22 protein-coding genes are annotated in these 23,012 nt (G+C 71.4%); 11 read left to right on the plus strand and 11 right to left on the minus strand.

All coding sequences use genetic code 11. From position 1 onward, the window contains the following. Positions 1 to 4: 4 nt before the first annotated feature. Positions 5 to 994 (minus strand): carbohydrate ABC transporter permease, encoded by a 990-nt coding sequence (locus HWD93_RS07800; RefSeq protein ID WP_261646502.1) that lies wholly within the window; start codon positions 992 to 994, stop codon positions 5 to 7. Further along, positions 991 to 1,926: a carbohydrate ABC transporter permease gene (locus tag HWD93_RS07805; RefSeq protein WP_070418185.1), complete on the minus strand. Its 936-nt coding sequence runs from the start codon at positions 1,924 to 1,926 to the stop codon at positions 991 to 993. The genes HWD93_RS07800 and HWD93_RS07805 overlap by 4 nt, the downstream gene beginning before the upstream one ends. Before the next feature lie 134 nt (positions 1,927 to 2,060). Here HWD93_RS07805 and HWD93_RS07810 point away from each other — a divergent pair, with 134 nt between their 5' ends. Both HWD93_RS07810 and HWD93_RS07815 read left to right on the plus strand, forming a co-directional pair. Further along, positions 2,061 to 3,098, plus strand: a complete 1,038-nt coding sequence (locus HWD93_RS07810; RefSeq protein ID WP_261646503.1) for a LacI family DNA-binding transcriptional regulator — start codon at positions 2,061 to 2,063, stop codon at positions 3,096 to 3,098. Between the two features lie 163 nt (positions 3,099 to 3,261). Continuing rightward, positions 3,262 to 3,555, plus strand: coding sequence for a hypothetical protein (locus HWD93_RS07815; RefSeq protein ID WP_070418183.1), 294 nt, complete (start codon positions 3,262 to 3,264; stop codon positions 3,553 to 3,555). Between the two features lie 488 nt (positions 3,556 to 4,043). On the opposite strand, the gene HWD93_RS07820 is transcribed toward HWD93_RS07815, so the two are convergent. Then, positions 4,044 to 5,546: an alpha-N-arabinofuranosidase gene (locus tag HWD93_RS07820; protein ID WP_070418182.1), complete on the minus strand. Its 1,503-nt coding sequence runs from the start codon at positions 5,544 to 5,546 to the stop codon at positions 4,044 to 4,046. Positions 5,547 to 5,772: 226 nt separating this feature from the next. Here HWD93_RS07820 and HWD93_RS07825 point away from each other — a divergent pair, with 226 nt between their 5' ends. The 3 genes from HWD93_RS07825 to HWD93_RS07835 are packed head-to-tail and all read left to right on the plus strand — an operon-like array spanning position 5,773 to position 9,051. After that, positions 5,773 to 7,140, plus strand: a complete 1,368-nt coding sequence (locus HWD93_RS07825; RefSeq protein WP_070418181.1) for an extracellular solute-binding protein — start codon at positions 5,773 to 5,775, stop codon at positions 7,138 to 7,140. 23 nt (positions 7,141 to 7,163) lie between these two features. Further along, on the plus strand, positions 7,164 to 8,135 hold the full coding sequence (locus HWD93_RS07830; protein WP_261646504.1) for a carbohydrate ABC transporter permease: 972 nt from the start codon (positions 7,164 to 7,166) through the stop codon (positions 8,133 to 8,135). A 1-nt stretch (position 8,136) separates the two neighbouring features. After that, the gene (locus tag HWD93_RS07835) at positions 8,137 to 9,051 is read left to right on the plus strand and encodes a carbohydrate ABC transporter permease (protein WP_083295235.1); all 915 of its coding nucleotides are present in this window, start codon (positions 8,137 to 8,139) and stop codon (positions 9,049 to 9,051) included. A 106-nt stretch (positions 9,052 to 9,157) separates the two neighbouring features. Here HWD93_RS07835 and HWD93_RS07840 read toward each other — a convergent pair whose 3' ends face one another. Continuing rightward, complete coding sequence (locus tag HWD93_RS07840) at positions 9,158 to 9,997, minus strand: siderophore-interacting protein (RefSeq protein WP_261646505.1); 840 nt, start codon at positions 9,995 to 9,997, stop codon at positions 9,158 to 9,160. Between the two features lie 28 nt (positions 9,998 to 10,025). Between HWD93_RS07840 and HWD93_RS07845 the strand changes: the two genes are divergently transcribed. From HWD93_RS07845 to HWD93_RS07860, 4 genes are read left to right on the plus strand one after another with little or no spacing between them, the layout of a single operon-like run. Further along, a complete protein-coding gene (locus tag HWD93_RS07845) occupies positions 10,026 to 11,105 on the plus strand; it encodes an iron ABC transporter permease (protein ID WP_261646506.1) in 1,080 nt (359 codons plus the stop codon). After that, positions 11,102 to 12,232, plus strand: a complete 1,131-nt coding sequence (locus tag HWD93_RS07850; protein ID WP_261646507.1) for an iron ABC transporter permease — start codon at positions 11,102 to 11,104, stop codon at positions 12,230 to 12,232. Before HWD93_RS07845 ends, HWD93_RS07850 begins: the two co-directional genes overlap by 4 nt. Continuing rightward, entirely contained in the window at positions 12,229 to 13,095 is an 867-nt protein-coding gene (locus HWD93_RS07855) for an ABC transporter ATP-binding protein (RefSeq protein ID WP_070418178.1), read from the plus strand. The genes HWD93_RS07850 and HWD93_RS07855 overlap by 4 nt, the downstream gene beginning before the upstream one ends. Before the next feature lie 11 nt (positions 13,096 to 13,106). Continuing rightward, on the plus strand, positions 13,107 to 14,129 hold the full coding sequence (locus tag HWD93_RS07860) for an ABC transporter substrate-binding protein (RefSeq protein WP_261646508.1): 1,023 nt from the start codon (positions 13,107 to 13,109) through the stop codon (positions 14,127 to 14,129). Between the two features lie 72 nt (positions 14,130 to 14,201). On the opposite strand, the gene HWD93_RS07865 is transcribed toward HWD93_RS07860, so the two are convergent. The 5 genes from HWD93_RS07865 to HWD93_RS07885 form a co-directional block, all read right to left on the minus strand. Further along, positions 14,202 to 16,253 carry a transglycosylase domain-containing protein gene (locus HWD93_RS07865; protein ID WP_261646509.1) on the minus strand — a complete coding sequence of 684 codons (2,052 nt, stop codon included), beginning with the start codon at positions 16,251 to 16,253 and terminating at the stop codon, positions 14,202 to 14,204. Positions 16,254 to 16,389: 136 nt separating this feature from the next. Next, the gene (locus HWD93_RS07870) at positions 16,390 to 17,037 is read right to left on the minus strand and encodes a response regulator transcription factor (RefSeq protein ID WP_070418175.1); all 648 of its coding nucleotides are present in this window, start codon (positions 17,035 to 17,037) and stop codon (positions 16,390 to 16,392) included. Continuing rightward, entirely contained in the window at positions 17,038 to 18,297 is a 1,260-nt protein-coding gene (locus HWD93_RS07875; protein WP_071302773.1) for a sensor histidine kinase, read from the minus strand. Between the two features lie 2 nt (positions 18,298 to 18,299). After that, entirely contained in the window at positions 18,300 to 19,163 is an 864-nt protein-coding gene (locus tag HWD93_RS07880; RefSeq protein WP_083413946.1) for an ABC transporter permease subunit, read from the minus strand. Next, positions 19,160 to 20,071 carry an ABC transporter ATP-binding protein gene (locus tag HWD93_RS07885; protein WP_070418174.1) on the minus strand — a complete coding sequence of 304 codons (912 nt, stop codon included), beginning with the start codon at positions 20,069 to 20,071 and terminating at the stop codon, positions 19,160 to 19,162. The genes HWD93_RS07880 and HWD93_RS07885 overlap by 4 nt, the downstream gene beginning before the upstream one ends. A gap of 113 nt (positions 20,072 to 20,184) precedes the next feature. On the opposite strand from HWD93_RS07885, the gene HWD93_RS07890 reads away from it, so the two are divergent. Then, positions 20,185 to 21,177: an alpha/beta hydrolase gene (locus HWD93_RS07890; RefSeq protein ID WP_071302775.1), complete on the plus strand. Its 993-nt coding sequence runs from the start codon at positions 20,185 to 20,187 to the stop codon at positions 21,175 to 21,177. A 25-nt stretch (positions 21,178 to 21,202) separates the two neighbouring features. Next, positions 21,203 to 21,754 (plus strand): GNAT family N-acetyltransferase, encoded by a 552-nt coding sequence (locus HWD93_RS07895; RefSeq protein WP_071302776.1) that lies wholly within the window; start codon positions 21,203 to 21,205, stop codon positions 21,752 to 21,754. Positions 21,755 to 21,796: 42 nt separating this feature from the next. On the opposite strand, the gene HWD93_RS07900 is transcribed toward HWD93_RS07895, so the two are convergent. Continuing rightward, on the minus strand, positions 21,797 to 22,168 hold the full coding sequence (locus tag HWD93_RS07900) for a VOC family protein (RefSeq protein WP_071302777.1): 372 nt from the start codon (positions 22,166 to 22,168) through the stop codon (positions 21,797 to 21,799). 95 nt (positions 22,169 to 22,263) lie between these two features. Beyond that, positions 22,264 to 22,959: a YafY family protein gene (locus HWD93_RS07905; protein WP_071302778.1), complete on the minus strand. Its 696-nt coding sequence runs from the start codon at positions 22,957 to 22,959 to the stop codon at positions 22,264 to 22,266. Positions 22,960 to 23,012 lie beyond the last annotated feature (53 nt).

Consider the following 23,012-nt stretch of genomic DNA (forward strand, 5'->3'; position numbering starts at 1 on the left):
CGAATCAGGCCTTGACGGACCCGGCCGCGAGGCCGGACTGCCAGAAGCGCTGGAGGAAGAGGAACGCGACCACGATCGGGATGATCGTGAGGAGCGATCCCGTGACGACGAGGTTGTAGATCGGCTCGGCACCGGACCCGGTGGCCTGCGCGTTCCACTGGTTGAGGCCGACCGTCAGCGGGTACCACTTCGGGTCGCTCAGCATGATGAGCGGCAGGAAGTAGTTGTTCCAGGTGGCCACGACCGCGAAGAGCAGGACCGTGACGACACCGGGTGCGAGCAGGCGGAGCGCGATGGTGAAGAAGATCCGGAACTCGCCGGCGCCGTCCATGCGGGCGGCCTCGAGGAGTTCGGCGGGAATCGCGTCCACCGCGTAGGTCCAGATCAGGTACATGCCGAAGGGGCTGATGAGCGACGGCAGGATGATCGCCCACGGGGTGTTCGTCAGGCCGAACTGCGAGAAGAGCAGGAAGGTCGGGACGGCGAGGGCGGTGCCGGGGACGGCGATCGCTCCGAGGACGACGGCGAAGACCGCGCGACGGCCGGGGAACTGGAACTTCGCCATGCCGTAGCCGGCGATCGTGGCGAGGAGGGTCGCGCCACCGGCGCCGACGACCACGTAGAGCAGCGTGTTGCCGAGCCACTGCACGAAGATGCCGTCGTTGTACGTCAGCGTGTCGACGATGTTCTGCCAGAGGTTGAACTTCCCGCCGAACCACAGGCCGAAGGTCGACAGGAGCGAGGCCTGCGTCTTCGTGCTGTTCACGAGCAGGTAGAACAGCGGCGCGAACGAGTAGACGACGAAGACGATCATCACGGCCGTGAGGAGGCCGGAACGCTTCGGCTTGCGTCCGTCGACGTGCTGCTCGGCCTTCCGCTCGGCACGCCTGGAGGCGCGGGTCGACCGGGCCTGCGGGTCGCGCAGCGTCGTGGTCGCCTCGGTGACGGTGGCCGGGCCGGACGCGCCGGTCGCCGGGTGCTGCAGGGTGCTCATCGGTTCTCCTCGCGGGTGCCGCGGACCTGGACGACGTAGGCGATCACCGCGGTGATCACGCCCATCACGATCGCGACGGTGGCGGAGTAGTTGAACTGCTGGCCGCTGAAGGACAGCGAGTAGGCGTACATGTTCGGCGTGAAGGCACTGCCGATGACGTTCGGGGCGAGCGTCTTGAGCAGGTTCGGCTCGTTGAAGAGCTGGAAGCTGCCGATGATCGAGAAGATCGTGGCGATGACCATCGGGCCGCGCAGGGCCGGGAGCTTGATCGAGAAGACCGTGCGCATCGGGCCGGCGCCGTCGAGCTCGGCCGCCTCGTACAGCTCGCCGGGCACGGTGCGGAGCGCGGCGTAGAAGATCAGCATGTTGTAGCCGAGGAACTCCCACGTGACCACGTTGCCGATCGACGTGAGGACCCAGTCCGGGCTGAACGGCTGCAGCAGGTCGATGCCGAGCGCGTGGTTCGCGGTACCGGTGAGGCCGAACTGGTTGCCGTAGATGAAGCCCCAGATCAGCGCGGCGACGACACCGGGGACCGCGTAGGGCAGGAACACCGCGATGCGGAAGAAGCTCGTTCCCCAGAGCCGGGCACTGTCGAGCGCGAGGGCGGCGACGAGCGCGAGGCCGAGCATGATCGGGACCTGCACGACGAGGAACACCGCGACCCGGCCGAGGCCCGACCAGAACTTCGCGTCCTGGAAGAGCTGCACGTAGTTGGCGAACCAGACGAACTGGTTGCCGCCGATGAGCTGGTCGCGGAAGAGGCTGAGCCAGAGCGCGTAGCCGATCGGGACGATGAGCATCGCGACGAGGACGACGACGAACGGGCCGACGAAGAGCCATCCCGTGTACCGGCCGCGCGGTCTGGCGCGGCGCCGCGGTGGCACGGCCGGGGCGGTGGCTCCGGCTGCGCGCGCTTCCAGCGTGCTCATGTGACTCCCTTGTCGTGCTGTGTTCGGGTCCGTCGATGTTGACGTCAACATCGAACGGCGCGACGATAGCATGGCAACGTCAACATGCGCTAGCGTCCGGTGCAGGCCGTCGCGCTCGACGTCCACTCGCACCGATGGGAGACCCCGTGACGACCGACATGTCCGCCACGCGCCGGTCCCCCTCGATGGCCGCCGTGGCCGAGGCCGCCGGGGTCTCGATGCAGACCGTGTCCCGCGTCGCCCGCGGCTTCGACAACGTCTCGCCGGACACCCGCGACCGGGTCCAGCGCGTCATGGACGACCTCGGCTACCGCCCGAACCGCGCTGCCCGGGCCCTCCGCTCCGGGCGCTTCCGGACGATCGGCGTGATCATGTTCACCCTCGCGTCGTACGGCAACATGCGCACGCTCGAGGCGATCGCCGACGCGGCCGGCGTCGCCGACTTCACGATCACGCTGCTGCCGATGGCCTCCCGAACCGAGGAAGGCGTCCGCTCGGCCTTCTCCCGCCTGCACGAACAGGCCGTCGACGGGGTCGTCATCATCATCGAGTCGCACATCATCGACACGGCCGAGGTCGTCCTGCCCGACGGCGTCCCGATGGTCGTCGTCGACTCGACCGGCACCACGCAGCACCCGGCGATCGACACCGACCAGGCCGACGGCGCCCGCCGGGCCACCCAGCACCTGCTCGACCTCGGGCACGACACCGTCTGGCACGTCGCCGGCCCCGAGTCGTCGTACTCGGCCGCCCGGCGTCTCGCCGCCTGGCAGGCCACGCTCGAGGCCGCCGGACGCACCGTCCCGCCGGTGTTCCGCGGCGGCTGGGGCGCCGAGTCCGGGTACCGCGCCGGGCTGGAGATCGCTCGTCGCCCCGAGATCACCGCCGTGTTCGCCGCGAACGACCAGACGGCCCTCGGGGTGCTCCGCGCCGCCCACGAACTCGGGCGTCCCGTGCCGGAGACCCTCAGCGTGGTGGGCTTCGACGACTCCCCCGAGTCCGACTCGTTCTGGCCGCCGCTGACCACCGTGCACCAGTCCTTCGACGAGGTCGGGCGCCGGGCGGTCCGGAACCTCCTCGCCCAGATCGACGGCCCGCCGGCCCGCGCCGAGGCCGACCTCGTGCCGGTCCGCCTGGTGGTCCGGGCGAGCACGGCGCCGCCGCCGGCCTGACCGACCCTGCGTCCACGGCGTCCGTCACACGGTCAGCGCGCGGGGCGTACCGTGCACACGGAGCCGGTCTGCTGTCCCGGCCCCGGGTGTGCGCCACTTTCGTGTGTCCGGAGGACGAGCCACCGCTGCGGTCCTCATCTCCCCACCTCGGCGCGTTCGGATCATGAAGAACATCGTGTACGGCCTGACCGCCGTCCTGACCTCCGACGAGGCCGCGGACGCCGTGCTGGACTACGCCGCAGCACTCGCGCACGCCGGACTCGCGGACACCGTCGCCGTCCCCACCGTCGACGCGTTCGGGAGCACCACGACGACGTCGTTCCTGCTCGCCCCGGCGCTCGGGCTCCTCGTCGAGGACGCCGCCGACGATCCGCTCGGCCCCGACACGGCTGCCTTCGTCGAGGAGATCTCGTGGCGGGCGCGCGCCGTGCGCTGCACGCCGCCCCCGCACGCCTGACGAGCGCACGCGCGCGGCGACACCTCACGCGCGCGGCACTCCGTGAACTGTCGCTGCGCGCGTGAGACGCGACCGCCCGCCGGACGGGAGGCGCGGTACCGGCCCGCACCGCGCCTCCCGTCCGCCGTCGCGAAAGCGACACGTCACAGCGAACCTCCGGCGCACATCTGTCGCCCTGGCGACACGGACGCGCGCCCTAGGCGGCACGCTGTCGCTTCCGCAGCACGGACCGCGCCGCACCGCCGCCGGACGGGAGGCGCGGTGCCAGTCCGCACCGCGCCTCCCGTCCGTCGTCGCGCACCTCACGCGCCCACCGACACCTCACGCGCCAGCCGCCCCGTGAAGTGTCGCCCAGCCCGTGAAGTCGCGACCGGCCCGCCCCGCCCCGCCCCGCGGCCGCGCCGCACGGCAGAAGGCGCCGGCACCGCGAAGCGGTCCGACGCCCTCTGTGCTCACTCGACGCCCGCCGCAGCGTGCGCCGAGGCGTCTCAGCCGATCGACACGGCGGTCCAGGAGACCGGCGGGAGCTCGATCGTGATGGTGTCACCCTCGCGGCGGACGGACTCGTTGGTGCGGAGCCCGACGCGCTCGGTGTTCGCCAGGTCGTTCACGGCGTGCAGGTCGTCGTCCCAGACGCCCTCGGCACGGACGTCACCGTCGACGGACAGGCCGGCGAGGTCGATCGTGACCGTGGTCGACTCGGACGGGTGCCGGTTCACGAGGAACACCGCGGCGCCGTCGTCCGAGACCGTGGCGGCCGAGTCGACGACCGGGACCTCGCCGTACTTGCCGCCGTCGACCGTGTCACCCGAGGCCTTGACCTGCAGCGACGTGCCGTTGGCGAGCTTCGACGTCAGCGAGAACGGGAAGAACGTCGTCTGGCGCCAGGCCGGGCCACCGGGCTCGGTCATGATCGGGCCGATGACGTTGACGAGCTGCGCGAGCGAGGCCGAGGCGACGCGGTCGGCGTGCCGCAGCAGCGAGATGAGCAGGCCACCGACGACGACGGCGTCGGCGACCGTGTAGACGTCCTCGAGCAGGCGCGGGGCGACCGGCCAGTCCTGCAGCTCGAAGGTCTTCTGCTGTTCGTTCCACTTCGAGATGGACCAGACGTTCCACTCGTCGAAGGAGATGTCGATCCGCTTGTCGGACTTCTTCTGCGCCTGCACGTGGTCGGCGGCGGTCGTGACCGTCTTGATGAAGTGGTCCATGTTCACGCCGGAGGCGAGGAAGGAGGCGAGGTCGTCGCCCTCCTCGTAGTAGGCGTGGGCGGAGATGTAGTCGACGTCGTCGTAGGTGTGCTCGAGGACGGTGCGCTCCCACTCACCGAACGTCGGCATCGACGCCCCGGAGGAACCGCAGGCCACGAGCTCGAGGTCGGGCTGGATCTGCCGCATTGCCTTGGCGGTCATGGCGGCGAGCTTGCCGTAGTCCTCGGCGTTCTTGTGACCGAGCTGCCACGGGCCGTCCATCTCGTTGCCGAGGCACCACATCTTGATGGCGAAGGGCTCCTGGCGACCGTTCGACTTGCGGTACTCGGACAGTGCGGTGCCGGCGTCGATGTTCGCGTACTCGAGGAGCTCGATGGCCTCCTGCGTGCCGCGCGTGCCGAGGTTGACGGCGAGCATGAGCTCCGAACCGACCTGGTCGAGCCAGTGCTGGAACTCGTGCAGGCCGACCTCGTTCGTCTCGGTCGAGTGCCAGGCGAGGTCGAGTCGGCGGGGGCGCTGCTCGACCGGGCCGACGCCGTCCTCCCACTTGTAGCCGGAGACGAAGTTGCCGCCGGGGTAGCGGATCGCGGACACGTTGAGTTCCTTGACGAGCTCGACGACGTCCTTGCGGAAGCCGTGCTCGTCGGCGGTCTCGTGCGACGGCTCGTGGATGCCGTCGTAGACGTGGCGTCCGAGGTGTTCGACGAACCCGCCGAACAGGCGACGTCGCACCGGCCCCACGGTGAACGCGGCGTCGAGGACGAGGTGTGTGCGGGGCATGGATCTCCTTCGATCGTGGGGCTGCCTGCGCTCGGCGAAAGTGAGCGCTCACGTTCCCGAAACGCTAGCGGCTTTCCGCGCGACACGAAAGGGGGCGGCCACGAACATCACGGATCGGTCGTCACCCGCGCCGAAAGGGTGGCGGCACGCCGGGACGCGCGCTAATGTGAGCGCTCACGGAGCACCGACCCTGCTCCGACTCGGCCCGTCCCGATGGAGTGATGCCATGCCGAACCGAATCCCCGTACCCACCCCGCACCCACGAGGCGGCGCCTTCACACGGCGGAGCCTCCTCGCCGCGGGTGCAGCCGCCGCGACGGTCCTGCCGCTCGCCGCCTGCTCCAGCCCCCTCGCCGCCGGCATCGCCGGTGCACCGCTCAACCCGGAGACGCTCGTCTTCTGGAACCTGTTCGGTGGCGGTGACGGTCTCCGCATGCAGGAGATGGAGGCCGGCTACGCCAAGCAGCACGGCGGCTCGTCCTCGCTGCAGGCGACCACGTTCGCGTGGGGCAACCCGTACTACTCCAAGGTCACACTGGCCACCGTCGGGAACAAGCCGCCGGACGTCGCGATCGCCCACCTCACCCGCGCCAAGCCGCTCTGGGACGGCGACCTGCTCGACCCGATCACGAACGACGACCTGGCGAGCGTCGGCCTGAGTGCCAGCGACTTCAACCAGAAGGCGTGGACGGCGCAGAAGACCGACGGCAAGAACATCTGCATCCCGCTCGACACCCACCCGTTCGTGCTCTTCTACAACGTTGATGTGTGCCAGAAGGCCGGCCTCATCGACAGCGACGGCAACCTCAAGGACCTGACCGGGATCGACGCCTTCGAGAGCGCGCTCGCCGCGGTCGCGAAGGTCACCGGCGGCACGGCCCTCAACGTCGCGAACGTCAGCGAGATCGCGACCCCGTGGCGGTTCTTCTGGACGATGTACAACCAGATCGACGGTGCGACGCCGTTCATCAGCGACGGTGGCGCGAAGCTCACCGTCAACGAGGACGCGTACACGAAGGTCACCGACATGACCCAGAAGTGGGTGAAGAACGGCTGGCTCAACAAGGGCCTCGACTACGCCACCGCGCAGACGCTGATGTTCACCGGCAAGGCGGGCTTCTTCATGCAGGGCGAGTGGGAGATCAGCACGGCGCAGTCCATCAAGGGCCTGAAGTTCGGCATGGCGCCGATCCCGCAGCTCTTCGACAAGCCGGCGACGCAGGCCGACTCGCACACGTTCATCCTCCCGAGGAAGGACCGCACGCCCGAGCAGCGCAAGGCGCACATGCTCTTCATCAAGCAGATGCTCGAGCAGAGCCTCACGTGGGCGCAGGGCGGTCACGTCCCGGCCTACATGCCGACGTACGACAGCACCGCGTACAAGAAGCTCACGCCGCAGTCGAACTACGCCTCGGCCGCCGAGAGCGCCGTGTTCGACGACCCGGCCTGGTACGGCGGATCGGGGTCGACCTTCGAGAACACGGTCGGTGCCCAGCTCGCCCTCGTCCAGCAGGGCAGCAGCTCCCCCGCGCAGGCCATGTCCGCGATCAAGTCCCAGCTGTCCACCTACCTCAACACCCCGAGCCCGCTGTAAGCCCGCGCGAAAGGCACGACGACGTGACCACAGCACCTGTCCTCGACCGGCCCACCGACGCCACCACGGCGCCGCGTGCACGCCGGGCCGGCTCCTTCCGGACCAGCCTCACGCGCGGCCAGGGCCGCACGGGGTGGCTCTTCCTCGCCCCCTTCGGCCTGTTCTACCTGGCCTTCCTGCTCGGCCCCACGGTGTGGATGATCGTGTCGAGCTTCTTCAACACCTCTACGGTCCGCACCGGCCTCGGCAGCTTCGCCGGGTTCGCGAACTACGCCGAGATGCTCGGCCGTGACGACTTCTGGTCGTCGCTCTGGCACACCCTGCAGTTCACGCTCTACACGACACCGCCGCTCGTCATCCTGGCGTTCCTCTTCGCCGTGCTGACGAACCGGATGAACCGCGGGCAGTGGTTCTTCCGACTGGCGTTCTTCCTGCCGTTCATCCTGCCGTCGGCGACGATCTCGCTGATCTGGGTGTTCATCTTCACCCCCGCGACCGGTCTGTTCGCGTCGATCCAGTCGACGCTCGGGCTGACCCCCGGCGCAGGTGTCCTGGCGAGCCCGAACACCGCGATGATCGGTGTCGCGATCGCCACGGTCTGGTGGACCCTCGGCTTCAACTTCGTGCTCTACCTGGCCGGCCTGCAGGAGATCCCGCGCGAACTGTACGAGGCGGCGGCCGTCGACGGCGCGTCGAACTGGCAGCAGATCAAGTCGATCACGCTCCCGCTGCTCGGCCGCACCACGACGCTGGTCATCCTGCTGCAGATCATCGCCAGCCTGAAGATCTTCGACCAGGTGTACCTGATGACGAACGGCGGACCGGGCATCTCGACCCAGGTCTCGCTGCAGCTCATCACCGGCGTCGGCTTCACCGACAACCGACTCGGCGCAGCATCGGCCGCGTCGGTGCTCCTGTTCATCGTGATCGTCGCGATCGCGATCATCCGGCAGATCGTCGAGCGCGCTGCCGCCAAGCGAGAGATGGGTGCCTGACGTGACCACCACCGAGAGCATCACGACCGACCGCCCGAAGCTCCGCACCGGGGTCTCCGCCGCGGCACCGGCGAACGCCGCCAAGATCGGCGTCTCCGGCAAGGGCTTCAACCTCGTCGCCGGCATCGTCCTCGGCGTCTTCGCGGTGATCTGGCTCATCCCGAGCCTGTTCGCCCTGAAGACGTCCCTGTCCGACAACGGCGTCGCGGCCCTCGGCGCCAACTCGATCCTGTCGAACTGGAACCCGACGCTGCACTCCTACGCGGCACTGTTCCAGGCCGGCGACATCTGGAACTGGTACCTGGCGAGCGGCATCACGAGCCTCGTGACGACCGCGCTGACGGTGCTGTTCGCGTCGATGGCGGCGTTCGCGCTGTCCCGGCTCGCCTTCCGCGGGCGGAACGTCGCGTTCCTGCTGATCATCCTGGGCATCATGATCCCGACGCAGGTCCTGATCATCCCGATCTTCCAGGAGCTCAACTCGGTCGGCCTGCTGAACACCTACTGGTCGGTCATCTTCCCGCAGGTGCCCGCCGTGATCGCGGTGTTCATCTTCAAGCAGTTCTTCGACGGCATCCCCCGGGAGCTCGAGGAGGCGGCGCGCATCGACGGCGCCGGCATGTGGAAGATCTACTGGTCGGTGATCCTGCCGCTCTCACGTCCGGTCATCGCGGCGGTGGCGATCCTGACGTTCGTCGGGGTCTGGAACAACCTGCTGCTGCCGTTGTTCGTGCTGTCGAACCCGGACCTCATGACGATCCCGGTCGGGCTCGCCACGGTCCAGGGCAGCTTCGGTCAGCGCTACGCGGACATCCAGGCCGGGGCGATCCTGGCGGCGCTGCCGCTGATCATCCTGTACCTGATCTTCCAGCGGCAGATCGTCGAGGGCGTGACGGGTTCCGGCCTCAAGGGCTGACGCGACCACAGGACGGACGGGAGGGACGGTGCCAGCTGGCACCGTCCCTCCCGTCTCGCATGTGGGGACGCGCAAGCCGGATCGGGCATGCCGAACAGGAGCCGGGTCAGGCGGAGACGGACTCGCGGGCCTGGTGCTTCCAGAAGCCGGAGAACGTGATCCGGGACTTCGGCAGCCCGGCACGGTGCAGGTGTCGACGCCCCTCCGTCGCGAGCGTCGACTCGCCCACCACGAAGGCGTACCCGCGGTCGTCGACCGGGACGTGCCGCTGGAGCTCGGCGAGCGCCGCCCGACCCGGGACCGCGTGCGGGGCGACCTCGTCGCGGACGATCCACGTGACGGTGACACCCGTGGGTGCGTCGAGAGGACGGACGTCGCCTCTGGTCGGGACCTCCTGGATGATGCGGCCGACGGCGTCGCGCGGGAGCGAGGCGGCGATGCCGACGACCCCGGGAAGCCCGGTCTCCTCGGCGGCGACCAGCACCTCGCTCGTGTCGGGCGGGCAGTCGAAGATGCAGCCCTGGTCGAGCATCGCGAGCTCGTCACCGGGGCGGGCGTCGCAGGCCCAGATGGCTGCGCGGCCCTCTGGGGTGCCGTCCGCGTCGGTGTGCACGACGAAGTCGACGTCGAGTTCGGGTGTGCCGTCGGCGAGCCGGCGGAAGGCCGCGACGGTGTAGTTCGCGCAGTGCGGGCGGACGTCCTCGGGGATGGCGAGGTAGGTCGGCCACCACTTGGTGCCGTCGAGGTCGGGCATCCGGAAGGCGTCCTGGTCCGGGCGCTGCACGAACAGGCGGAACCAGTGGTCGAACCCGAGGTACCGGAACTCGTGCAGGTCGTCACCGGTGACCGTGACGCGGTGCATCGACGGGGTGACCCGTTCGGTGCGGACGACCCGCGCGCGGAAGAGCCGGGGGTTCTCGGGCAGGAGCCGCGGGATCTTCGCCATGAGGCAAGGCTAACCTAAGATGATCTCCGTGCCAGCCCCCATCCCCACCCTGGCTCCCGTCCGGGAGGCCCCCGCCACGCGTCCGACCGACGCGCTCGGCGTGCACCGAACCGCCGTCCGACGCCGGGCCCTGGTGATCGTCGCCCTCGTCGTGGTGCTCGCCCTGGTGGCGGTCGCGAGCCTGCTCCTCGGCAGCAACCGGATCGGCGCCGACCGTGTCCTCGACGGGCTCATGCGCACCGGCAGCACCACGGACGAGGCGATCGTCTGGGGCTCCCGCATCCCCCGGACCCTCATCGGTGCCGCGGTCGGAGCGGCGCTCGGGATCGCGGGCCTGCTCATGCAGGGGCACACCCGGAACCCCCTCGCCGACCCCGGCCTGTTCGGGGTCTCGTCCGGTGCCGGCCTCGCGGTCGTGATCGGCGTCTACGTGTTCGGCATCACGAGCACGGGCGCCACGGTGTGGTTCGCGCTCGTCGGGGCCCTCGTGGCGAGCGTGGTCGTGTTCTCGGTGACGATCGCGGGCAGCGGGACCGCAAGCCCGGTGCCCCTCGCCCTCGCCGGCGCCGCCGTCTCGGCGCTGCTCGGTGCCCTGACGTCGTTCGTGGTGCTCACCGACCAGGACTCGCTCGACGCGTACCGGCTGTGGGTCGTCGGGTCGCTCGCGGCACGGCAGCTCGACGTCCTCGGAGCGGTCTGGCCGTTCCTCGTCGTCGGACTCGTGCTCGCCGTGCTGAACGTGCGGGCGCTCGACGCACTCGGGCTCGGGACGGACCTGGCGAAGGGCCTCGGCGAGAACGTGCTCGTCGCGCGGCTCGTCGGACTCGGCGGCATCACGCTGCTCGCCGCCGGGGCGACCGCCGCCGCGGGCCCGATCGGGTTCGTCGGCCTCACGGTGCCCCACGTCGCCCGGGCACTCGTCGGCACGGGGCACCGCTGGACCCTGCCGGTGTCCGCGCTCGTGGGTGCGGCGCTCGTCGTGCTCGCGGACGTGGTCGGTCGCCTGATCGGCGGCTTCGCCGAGGTGGAGGTCGGCATCGTCCTGGCCGTCATCGGCGGCCCCGTGTTCGTCGCCGTCGCACGTCGCCGATCGCTGGTGTCGCTGTGAGCGCGGCGGAGCAGGCACGCACGGGCACGGAGGCGCAGGCGCGCACGGGAGCACACCCCCGCGCGCACGCCGCTGCCGGCCGTCGCGGCGTCGTGGTCGGTCCCGTCGGGCTCGCCTGGCGCCCCCGCGTCTTCTGGTACACGGTCGCAGCACTCGGTACCGTCGGCGTCCTGATCGTCCTCGGTGTCGCGATCGGCTCGACCTGGATCGCCCCGGCCACGGTCCTCCGCTCGCTGTTCGGGCTCGAGACGGGGCCGGACGCCTTCATCGTCTCCACCCTGCGCCTCCCCCGTGTCCTCACCGGCGCACTCGTCGGCCTGACCCTCGGCGTCGCCGGCGCCCTCACCCAGACCTTCACGCGGAACCCCCTCGGGACCCCCGACATCATCGGGGTGACGTCCGGCGCGAGCGTCGGAGCGGTGGCCGCGATCGTGCTCGGCGGCGGGTCGTACTCGGTCTCGGCGATCGTCCTCGGCGGGGGCATCCCGGTGGCCGCGACGATCGGTGCGCTCCTCGCGGCCGCGGCGGTGTACGGGTTCGGGTGGCGCGGCGGCATGCAGAGCTACCGGCTGATCCTCGTCGGCATCGGGGTGAGCGCCACGCTCGACGCCGTCACGAGCTACCTGCTCGTCCGCGCGAAGATCACGGCGGCAGCGGCGGCCTCGCAGTGGCTCGTCGGCAGCCTGTCGAGCACCTCGTGGTCGAGCGTCTGGCCGCTGCTCGTGGTCGCCGCGATCGCCGTCCCCCTGGCCCTGGCCACGAGCGCCGCCCTCGGCATCGGGCAGCTCGGCGACGAGGTCGCGACCGGGGTCGGCCTGGCCGTGCAGCGACACCGACTCGTCGTGATCGCGCTCGCGGTCGTCCTGACCGCCGCCGCCGTCGCCGCGGCCGGCCCGGTCGGCTTCGTCGCGTTCGTCGTCCCGCAGGTCGGGCTCCGGCTCGCCGGCACGAACCGCCCACCCCTGCTGCTCGCCGGAGCGCTCGGTGCCGCCCTCGTCCTCGCCGCGGACCTGCTCGCCCGGTCGGCGTTCCCGTGGCAGGTCCCGGTCGGCATCATCACGACCGTGATCGGCGCCCCCTACCTGATCTGGCTCCTCATCCGTCACCGCAAGGAGATGTCCCGATGACCCCCACCCCGGACACCACGACCGACGCCACCGTCCCCGTGCTCGAGGCCCGCGGGCTCGCGGTCGGCTACGACCGGCACCCCGTCCTCTCCGACCTCGACCTGCGGATCGAGCGGGGCACCGTCACGACGTTCCTCGGCGCGAACGGCTGCGGGAAGTCCACGCTCCTCAAGGCCTTCGGCCGGGTGCTCAAGCCCCAGGCCGGCGAGGTCCACCTCGACGGGACCCCGATCCGCCGGGAGTCGAACCGAGCGGTCGCGAAGAAGCTCGCGATCCTCCCGCAGTCCCCCGTGGCCCCGGCCGGCACGAGCGTCCTCGACCTGGTGATGCGCGGCCGGAACCCGCACCAGTCGTGGGCGAAGCCGTGGACCGCCGACGACGCCGACGTCGCCGAGCAGGCCATCGCGGCGACCGGTCTGACCGAGGTCGCCCACCGGGACGTCGCGAGCCTGTCGGGCGGGCAGCGGCAGCGCGCCTGGATCGCGCTCGTGGTCGCGCAGCAGGCCGAGACGCTCCTGCTGGACGAACCGACGACCTACCTCGACCTGGCGCACCAGCTCGAGGTCCTCCGGCTCGTCCGGCGCCTCAACCGCGAACAGGGATCGACCGTGGTCATGGTCCTGCACGACCTGACGCTGGCGGCCCGGTACTCGGACCGGCTCGTGGTCCTGCACGAGGGCGGTGTCGCAGCGGACGGCACCCCGGCGGACGTCCTCACGCCGGAGCTGCTGGAACGCGCGTTCGGGTTGCACGCCCGCGTCGTCGCAGACCCGGTGACCGGGGCCCCGATGATCGTCCCCGAGGCCGACGAGCACGATGTGGTCCGCCACGACGAACTGGCGGGCGCGCTCAACTTAGGTTAGCCTCTCCTAACGTGAAGACCTTCCGCCGCGGCTCCTTCCGCGCCGCCCTCGTGACCTCCGTGGCCGTCTCGGCCCTCCTCCTCGCCGGCTGCACCAGCACGAACAGCTCCGACGACAGCGCCGGCAGCGGCAGCAGCGCCGCAGCCGACGGCGCCTGGTCGTACAAGGACGCCACCGGCACGACCGTCAAGGTCGACCACACCCCGAAGCGCATCGTCGTGCTCAACGACATCGCGATCTCGTTCATCGAGTACGGGCTCAAGCCTGTCGGCACCTTCGGGCAGCTCACCATGGCGAAGGACGCCCGCTTCGACGACCTCGACACCGACGGCATCACGCAGCTCGGCGAGGCCTACGGCGACATCGACCTCGAGCAGCTCGCCGCGCTGAAGCCCGACCTCGTCGTCACCTCGGTCTACCCGACGGACGAGAAGGGCACGCTCGACACCACCCAGCCGGGCTACGGCTTCAAGGACAAGGAACAGCAGAAGCAGGTCCAGGCGATCGCTCCGGTCGCCCAGGTCAAGTGGGGCGGCAAGGGCGAGGACGTCATCAAGACGATCGCCGACCTCGCCGAGTCGCTCGGTGCGAAGGAGTCCACGGTCGACGCGGCCGAGGACCGCTTCGAGACCGCAGCGGACGACCTCGAGAAGGCCGCGAAGGAGTCCGACCTCTCGGTCGTCTCGATGTACGCCGACGGCGACGGCGCCTACGTCACCCGCCCGAGCGACGAGCCGACCCTGCAGATGTACACGTCCTTCGGCGTCGACTTCGTGAACCCGAAGCCCAAGGGCTTCTACTGGGGCATCTACTCGTGGGAGAACGCCGGGCAGATCTCCGGTGACGTGATCCTGCTGTCGCAGCAGGGCTACCAGGTCGCCGACCTCGAGAAGCAGCCGACGTTCGCCGACAACGCGGCGCTCGAGGCCGGCCAGGTGCACAGCTGGACCTTCCCGGCGCTCGACTACGCGTCGCAGGCCGGCTACATGCAGCAGCTCGCGGGCTGGCTCGAGGACAGCAAGAAGCTGTCGTAGTCGCCACCGGACGACGGACAGGAGGCGCGGTGCCGGCTGGCACCGCGCCTCCCGTCGTTCGTCCGCTGCAGCTCACCCCACGGGCACCGCCGCGTTGACCGCCGTCTGCGCCTGCCGCCACACGGCGGCACGGGTGCTCGCGTACGTCCCCTCGACGTTGTCGAAGTGCCGCAGGTTCGCCTTTCCACCGTCGGTGTTCCCCTGCCAGTAGGCCGTCACCGCGCGGGTCGTCCCGCCGATGAGCCAGATCTGGTCGGCGTCGTCGGTCGTGCCGGTCTTGCCGAACACCGTCGCACCGTCCGGGGTCTGCCCGCCGTTCGCGGTACCGCCGCGGAACGCGCCCTGCATGACCTCGAACGCGGTGGTCGCGACGGCGGTGGGGACGGCCTGCCGGCACGAGCGCTGCTGGCCCCCGAGCTGCTCGCCGTCCCGCGAGGTCACCTGGTCGATGACGACCGGCGCGCAGTACACGCCGCCGTTCGCGACGCCGGCGTACGCGGCCGCCATGGTGAGCGGCGCGATGCTCGTCGTGCCGAGCACGGCTGCGGGGTTCGCCGGCAGGGCTCCCCCGGTCGCCGGGTGCACGCCGAGCGCCGCCGCGGTGTCGCGGATGTCGCACAGGTCGAGCTGCTCGGCCATCGACGCGTAGGCGGCGTTCACCGACTGCGCCGTCGCCGCGCGGACCGTGAAGCGGCCGGTCTGTCCCGGCGAGTCGTTCTTCGGGTTCCAGTACGAGTCGATCGTCTGCCCGCACTGCGTCCACGAGCTCCGACCGTGCCGGGTGCCGTCGACGACCGCGTCGGGGCTCTTGCCGGCGGCGAGCCACTGCAGGAGCGTGAACATCTTGTAGGTCGAGCCGACCTGGAACCCGGTCGAGTCGCCGTTCGCCTCGTCGGTCGCGTAGTTCAGCGAGGTCGCGCTCGCGGGGGCGTTCGACGAGCGGTCGTAGTCCTTGTTCTGCGCCATCGTCAGGACCCGACCGGTCCCGGCCTCGACCGTGTCCAGCGTGGCGCCGAGTGCGAACCGGGACTCGGTGGCCGGGTCGTAGCGGTCGAGCAGCGCCTTCTGCTGCCCGTTCAGGTCGAGGTCGAGGGTCGTCTGCACGCGGTAGCCGCCCTTCCGCCAGGCGTCGTCGCGGCGGTCCTGCGTCGGGCCGAGCTGCGGCAGTTCCCGCGCGGCCTCGACCGCGTACTGGCAGAAGAACTCGGCGCCGCGGGCGACGGCCTCGCACCCCTGCTGCGGGGGCGTCAGGCGGACGTACTCGGCCGGCTTCGACGCCAGTGCCTCGGTGAGCTCGGCACGGCTCAGGTGCCCCTGGTCGCGCATCGACCGGAGGATGACGTCGCGGCGGGCGACGTTGTCGGCGTAGTGGCTCGGGCGCGACAGGTCCCGCCGCTCCGGCCACTGCACGATCGCGATGAGCGACGCGGCCTCGGCCGGGGACAGGTCGGTGGCGTCCTTGCCGTAGTAGCGCTGCGCGGCGGCCTGCACCCCGTACGTCTGGTCGCCGAAGTACGCGATGTTGAGGTACGCCGACAGGATCTCCTGCTTCGAGTACTCCTTCGCGAGGCCGATCGCCAGCTTCATCTCGGCGAGCTTGCGCTGCGCGGAACGCTTCGTCGCCTCCTTGTACGCGGCGTCCCGCTCCTCGGCCGTAGGGAGCTCGCTCGCCTGCTGGATCTTGATGTTCCGCACCAGCTGCATCGTGATGGTCGACCCGCCGGAGCCACCCTTGCCGCCCGCGGCGACCACGCTCACGAGGGACCGGACCATGCTCGTCGCGTCGACGCCGCCGGTCTCGTAGAAGCGCTTGTCCTCGCCGTCGACGGCCGCGTGCTCGAGGGTGTCGCTGATCTGGTCGAGGCTGAGCTCCTGCCGGTTCTGCGCCCAGACGTTCGCCAGGTGCACCGGCTTCCCGCCGCGGTACGCCCAGACCTCGTTGCGCTGCGGCAGTTCGCCGATCTCGATGTACTCGGGCATCGAGTCGAAGACCCCGATCGCCGAGGTCGTCCCCACCCCGGCCACCGCCAGCACCGGCGTCACGCCGACCCCGACCAGCAACCCGGCGAGCACACTCCCGCCGACGAAGCCGAGCGCGGCTCCTCCTGCACGTCTGAACGTCATCCCCTGGGCCTCCCCCTCGTGTGGATCACCGCTGCTGCGGTTCCCGGAGCGTCCCAGCCGAGGTCGGACGACAGCCGGGACTTCCCCGGGGAAGTCCGTCACGGCGGCTGGGAAGGTCCCGAGGCGGTACGGATCGTTACAGGAGGCCGTGCTCGTAGGCGAAGATGACCGCGTGCACGCGGTCCCGCAGGCCGAGCTTCGCGAGGACCCGGCCGACGTGCGTCTTCACCGTCGACTCGCTCGTGTGCAGCGACGACGCGATCTCCTGGTTCGACAGTCCCCGCGCCATCGCGAGCAGCACGTCCCGTTCCCGGGGTGTGAGCGCGGCCGCGGGGTCCGGGCCGCCGTCCCCCGGATCCGGCAGCCGGGTGCCGAACAGGTCGAGCATCCGCTGCGTGACGCGGGGTGAGACGACCGCCTCACCCGAGGCCACGGCACGGATCGCGTCGAGCAACTGCGCGGAGCTGATGTCCTTGAGGAGGAACCCGCTCGCCCCCGCTCGCAACCCGCCGAACGCGTACTCGTCGAGGTCGAACGTCGTGAGCACGAGCACGCGGGTGTCGGGGAGCTGCTCGACGATCGCGGCGGTCGCGGTGACCCCGTCGACGCGGGGCATGCGGACGTCCATGAGCACGACGTCCGGGTGGTGGGCGCGTGCCAGCTGGACGCCGGCGGCACCGTCCTCGGCCTCCCCGACCACCTCGATGTCGGGCTGGGCGTCGAGCAGGAGCCGGAACCCCGTGCGGATGAGCTGCTGGTCGTCGACGATCGCGACGCGGATCACTCAGGCCTCCTTCCGGACCGGGATCGTCGCCCGGACCTCCCAGCCGTCCGCGGGGCGCGGACCGGCGTGGACGCTGCCACCGAGGGCGTGCACGCGCTCGCGGATGCCCACGAGCCCACGCCCGGCACCGATCTGCGGTGCTGGGGCGGTGCGTCGAGCGTCGTCCGTCACGGTGACGACGACCTCGTCGGACGAGGTGGTCACGGTGGCGGTCACCGCGCGGGCACGGGGGGCGTACCGCACGACGTTCGTGAGGGCCTCCTGGACGATGCGGTAGACCGCCAGCTGCAGGGCGTCGTCGTCCGGCGGACCACCGGCGACCTCGAGCGTGACGGGGGTGCCGAGCGCGCGGAAGCCGTCGACGAGTTGCGGGAGGTCACGGACGGCCGGCTGCGGGGCGAGGGAGTCCGCAGCGTCGGCGCCGCCGCTGCCGGCACCCGGCTCGGACAGCACACCGAGCATGCGCCGCATGTCGGTCATCGCGCTCCGGCCGACGTCCGCGACGCCGCGCATCGCCGTCGCGGACGGGTCGTCGTCCGGCAGCCCCGCCGCGGCGCCCTCGGCCAGTCGGACCATGATCGTGACCGAGTGCGACACGATGTCGTGCATCTCGCGGGCGATCCGTGCGCGTTCGGCTGCCGCAGCGAGCCGGGCCTGCTGATCGCGCTCGCGGGCGAGCTGGCGTGCCCGGTCGATGAGCGCCTCGGTGTAGCGGCGGCGGTCCCCGGTCGTCGTGCCGATCAGCACCGCGATGACCAGGAAGGCCGGCAGCGCGGGTGCGAAGACCTCGCCGAGTCCACCCGATCCCGGGGCCACGACCCACACCCGGACCCCGGTGGCCGCCGCACCGAGCACGGACGCGACGGCGATGCTCCACCACCCCGCTGCCCGCGACCACCACACGCACGCGGCGAAGGCGGCGAACAGCATCGGCGAGTACCCCGCCTCGGTCCACGCCATCGCGACGACGGACACGAGCCCGGCCACGACCGTGACCTGCGGCCGGGTCCGACGGAACGGGATGCCCGCGACCGCGATGCCGACGAGGACCAGCACCACGACCGTGTTCGTGACCGAGGAGTCCGCGCGCCAGACACCGCCGATCGCGAAGGCGACCTCGGGGCCGCCCCAGAACAGGATGAGCAGGACGTCCGCCGCACGCGGGTGTCCGGCCCACCAGCGCCGGATCCGCCCGGGTGCGACGGGCAGCGTGAGGTCCCCGGCGCCGTCGTGCACGGCGCCGGGGACGGGTTCGGTCATCGTCACGCGTCCCGCTTCTGCGCCAGGACGAGTGCCGTCACCGACGCCGCGACCACCCAGGCCGCCAGCACCGCGAATCCGCTCCACCCTCCCAAGGCTAGGACGCCGTCGTGCCAGCCCGAGGTGTCCTCGGTGCCGAACTGCATGAGCGGCTGCCCGGCGTTCTGCGGGAGCAGGTTGTTCAGCGTGCCGAGCCACGTCGCGTTCGTGAATCCCTGCACGAGCTGGACCACCACCGGGGCCACCAGCATGAGCCCGAGCACGGTGGCGATCGCCCCCGCGGTGGAACGCAGCACGATGCCCACGGCGAAGGCGAGCAGCGCGATGAGGGTCAGGTACACCGACGCACCGAGCAGCGGCATCGCGACGCTGGCGTCGAGCGAGGCCTCGACCCCGTTCGCGTCGGCGATCGGCAGCGTCGTGAACGCCGTCGCCCACACGCTGACGGCGCTCGTGACGAACACGGTCGCGGCGAGCACGATGCCCTTCGCGGCGAGCGCCTCCCACCGCCGGGGCACCGCCGAGAACGTCGACCGGATCATGCCGGTGCCGTACTCGCCGGTCACGACGAGGGCGCCGATGACGGCCACGACCAGGACGGCGATCGTCGCACCGCTGGTGCTGTACTGCACGAGCGCGTTCCGGGCGGCGTCCCCGGTGACGGTCCGGCCCCCGTCGTCCGCCAGCGAGGCGAGCAGGACGCCGATGCCGATCGGCACGAGGACGAGGACGAGCAGGCTCCAGATCGTGGAGCGGAGGGACCGCAGCTTGATCCACTCGGAGTGCAGCACGCCCGAGAACCGGATGCGTGCGGCGTCGTGCTGGTGCAGCGTGCGGGGCCGGTCCGTCGTCATTGTGGCGCTCATCGTGCGACCTCCGACCGGTACTCGACCTCGTCGTGCGTGAGTTCGAGGTACGCCTGCTCGAGGCTCGCCTCGGTGGAGGCCAGCCGGTGCAGGACGATCCCGGACGCAGCGGCCGCCTCGCCGATCTGTTCCGCGCCGAGTCCGCGCACGTGCAGTGCGCCGTCGTCCTCGTACGTCACCGTGACGTCCGGACCGGCGATGGCGGTCATGAGCCGGTCGGGCTCCGGCGTCCGGACGGAGACGGAGCGCTCGGTCGAGGACGCGACGAGGTCGGCGAGGTCCGTGTCGGCGAGGACCCGGCCACGGCCCATCACGACGATGCGGTCCGCGGTCAGCGCCATCTCGCTCATCAGGTGGCTCGAGATGAAGACCGCACGGCCCTCCGCGGCGAGGCTCCGGGCGAGCTGCCGTACCCACACGACGCCCTCGGGGTCGAGGCCGTTGACCGGCTCGTCGAGGATGAGCGTCTGCGGGTCGCCGAGGAGCGCCGCGGCGATGCCGAGCCGCTGCCCCATGCCGAGGGAGAACCCACCGACGCGCTGCTTCGCGACCCGCTCGAGACCGGTCATGCCGATGACCTCCTCGACCCGGGCCTTCGGGATCCGGTGCGTCGCGGCGAGGGCGCGCAGGTGGTCGTACGCGCTGCGGCCCTTGTGCACGGCCTTCGCCTCGAGCAGCGCCCCGACGCGGCGGAGCGGGTCGCGGAGCTCGCGGTACGGGCGCCCGTCGACCACGGCGCTGCCCGAGGTCGGGCTGTCGAGGCCCATCACGGCCCGCATGGTCGTGGACTTGCCGGCGCCGTTCGGGCCGAGGAAGCCGGTGACCACCCCGGGGCGGACGGTGAACGACACGTCGTCGACGGCGACCTTCTCGCCGTAGCGCTTCGTCAGGTTCTGGATCTCGATCATGCGGCAACCGTACGGAGACCGCACCCGCCCGCACATCGGCACCGGAACCGATCTCCGGGCGCGCTGCGTGGTACCCCGGTACCACGCGGAGGGGCTCCGGATACGCTCGACGGATGGCGGACCACGGGTGGCGCGAGGACGTCCTCGGGGCGCCGTTCGAGCGCCTCGAGCTCCCGCTCGGCGAGGACCACGAGGGACCGGTGGTGGCGACGCTCGTCCGACGACGCCGATCCGCCGCGGACCTCCTGCTGCACGCACGCGGTCCGCTGCACGGCGTCGACGTGCTGTACGTGCACGGCTGGTCGGACTACTTCTTCCAGGTCGAGCTCGCGGAACGCGTCGAGCGGCTCGGCGCACGGTTCCACGCCCTCGACCTGCGCAAGTACGGGCGGAGCCTGCGACCGCGGCAGACCCCGGGGAACGTCGACGACCTCGCCACCTACGACGAGGACATCGCCGCCGCGCTCGACGCCATCGCCGCGGAGCACCACGGCGAGACCGGTCGTCGGCTCGTGCCGATGGGCCACTCGACCGGCGGGCTGACCCTGTCGCTGTGGGCGGCCCGGCACGCCGACCGGGTCGACGGTCTCATCCTGAACAGCCCGTGGCTCGAGTTCCAGGCGAGCGCGGTCGGCCGTGCGATCGTGGCGCCGGTCATCAAGCTCGGCGCCCGTCGGAACCCGCTCGCGCCGATGCCCGCCGTCGACCCCGGCTTCTACACCCGCACGGTGTCCGCCGCGGGCGAGGGCTCGTGGACGTACGACCAGCAGTGGCGACCCGACCGGGGCTTCCCCCTGCACCCGAACTGGCTCGCTGCGGTGTTCGACGGCCAGGCCACGGTCGAGGCCGGACTCGACCTCGAGGTGCCCGTGCTCGTCCTCCTCAGCGACAAGAGCATGCTGCAACCCCGGTGGGACGACGGGATGGCGCGGGCGGACGTCGCGCTCAACGTGGACGTCGTCGCGCACCGCGCCCTGTCCCTGGGCAGCGAGGTCACGGTCCGACGCCTGCACGGCGCCGTGCACGACGTCGTGCTCTCCGCCCCCGAGGTCCGCGAGCGCGCCTACGACGCGATCGGCCGCTGGGCCGCCGCGCTCCCCCGCTGAACACGACGCCGCTACCCTGATCGCCATGTCCTCCGTCTCGCTCGTCCGGCTCGACCCGACCGGCGCCGACCGCACCGACCTGATCGCGTTCCTCACCGGCGAGGAGTTCCCGTTCCACGTCCGGCGCACCATCCCCCGCGCCGACGCCGAGGCCGCCGTCGACGCCGGTACGTACCGCGACGACGAGCACGACACCTCCTGGTTGGAGCACGACGAGCTCGGCCGCGTCGGGATCGTCCGGCTCGAGGACCTGGCCGACCCCGTCCCGCTCTTCGACCTCCGGATCGCCGGTCGGTTCCGCGGGCAGGGCCTCGGTGTCCCGGCACTCCGCGCGACGACCGACCACGTGTTCCGCACCTTGCCCGAGGTCACGCGCTTCGAGGGGCAGACGCGCGAGGACAACGTCGCGATGCGGCGCGTGTTCGTCCGCGCCGGCTGGGTGAAGGAGGCGCACTACCGCGAGGGCTGGCCCGTCGAGGGCGGACGCCCCGTCGCCTCGGTCGGCTACGGCGTGCTCCGCCGCGATTGGGAGACGGGCACGACCACGCCGGTGCCGTGGGACGACGACGAGCGCTGACCGTCGCGGTTCGCGATCCCCGGGATCGACGAACCCGAACGGTCACGCGGGACGGCTGAACAGGTTCACCAGCGTGCCGTCCGGGTCCCGGAGGATCGCGGACCGGTTGCCCCACGGCATCGTCGTCGGCGGCAGCACCACGTCGGCGGGACCGTCCTGCAGGCGGTCGAACGTCGCGTCGACGTCCGCCACGAGGAACTCGACGATCGCGCTGCCCGCCGCCCCCGCCCGGGGCGCGTCGACGCCGAGCACCGCGACCGTCGCCGGCGTCCCGAGCGCGAGCACGAGGCCGCCGGTCACGATCTCCGCGAAGACCGGTGCCGGACGTCGGGCGGTGGTGCCGGTGACGCGCTCGTAGAACGCCACCATCCCGTCCAGGTCGTCGGTGATGATGCGGATCGATGCGAACTCCACGGTGTGCCTTCCCGGGTGACCACCGTGGCCACCCGGGGTCGAGCATCCTCGCCGTCCGCGACACCGTCCTGTCGGGGTTTCCGCGGATCGGACCGTCAGTCCCCGAGGACGGGTCGGAGCACCCCGTGCGGGATGTCGAGCTCCTCGGTCCGGACGACCCGCGGCGGCGCGACCTCGTCGGTCTCCTCGACGGCCAGCACCCGGTCGCCGCGGAACGCCCGGACCCCGTCGCGCAGTCGGCACCAGGCGACGAGGTACCAGTCCTCCCCCTTGCCGACGTACCCGAGCGGCTCGACCGTGCGGTCGGTCTCGGTGCCGGTCGCGTCCCGGTACCGCATCCGCACCACGCGTCCGCCCGTGAGCGCCCCCGCGAGTGCGACGGGTGCCGGGGCCCGGTCCCCCGCCTCGAGCAGGAGCACTCGTGCCGCGAGTCGTGCCGTCCGACGGGCGTCGTCCTCGGCGAGCACCGCGGTGACCTTGCGCGCCGCACTCCTGGCGGCGTCGCGGAAGGGGCTCGCACCGAGGGTCCCGAGGCCGATCGCCACGGCGAGCGCCTCGTCCACCGTGAGCCCGAGGGGCGGGAGCGTCGCGCGGGCGTCGATGGTGTACCCGCCGGTGCGTCCGGGCTCGGACCAGATCGGGAGGCCGGCCTCCTGCAGCGCGTGCAGGTCCCGTTCGACGGTGCGGACGCTCACCCCGAAGTGCTCGGCCAGGCGACGAGCGCTCCGCCGGCCGGGTGCCGCCGCGCGCAGCTCCTCGACGAGCGCGTACAGGCGGTCGGTCCGGTTCACGACGCGACCCTAGCGCCCTGGACGCACCACAGGACGGGCCAGGAGGCGCGGTG

The sequence above is a fragment of the Curtobacterium sp. C2H10 genome (assembly GCF_025407985.1).
GTDB lineage: Bacteria > Actinomycetota > Actinomycetes > Actinomycetales > Microbacteriaceae > Curtobacterium.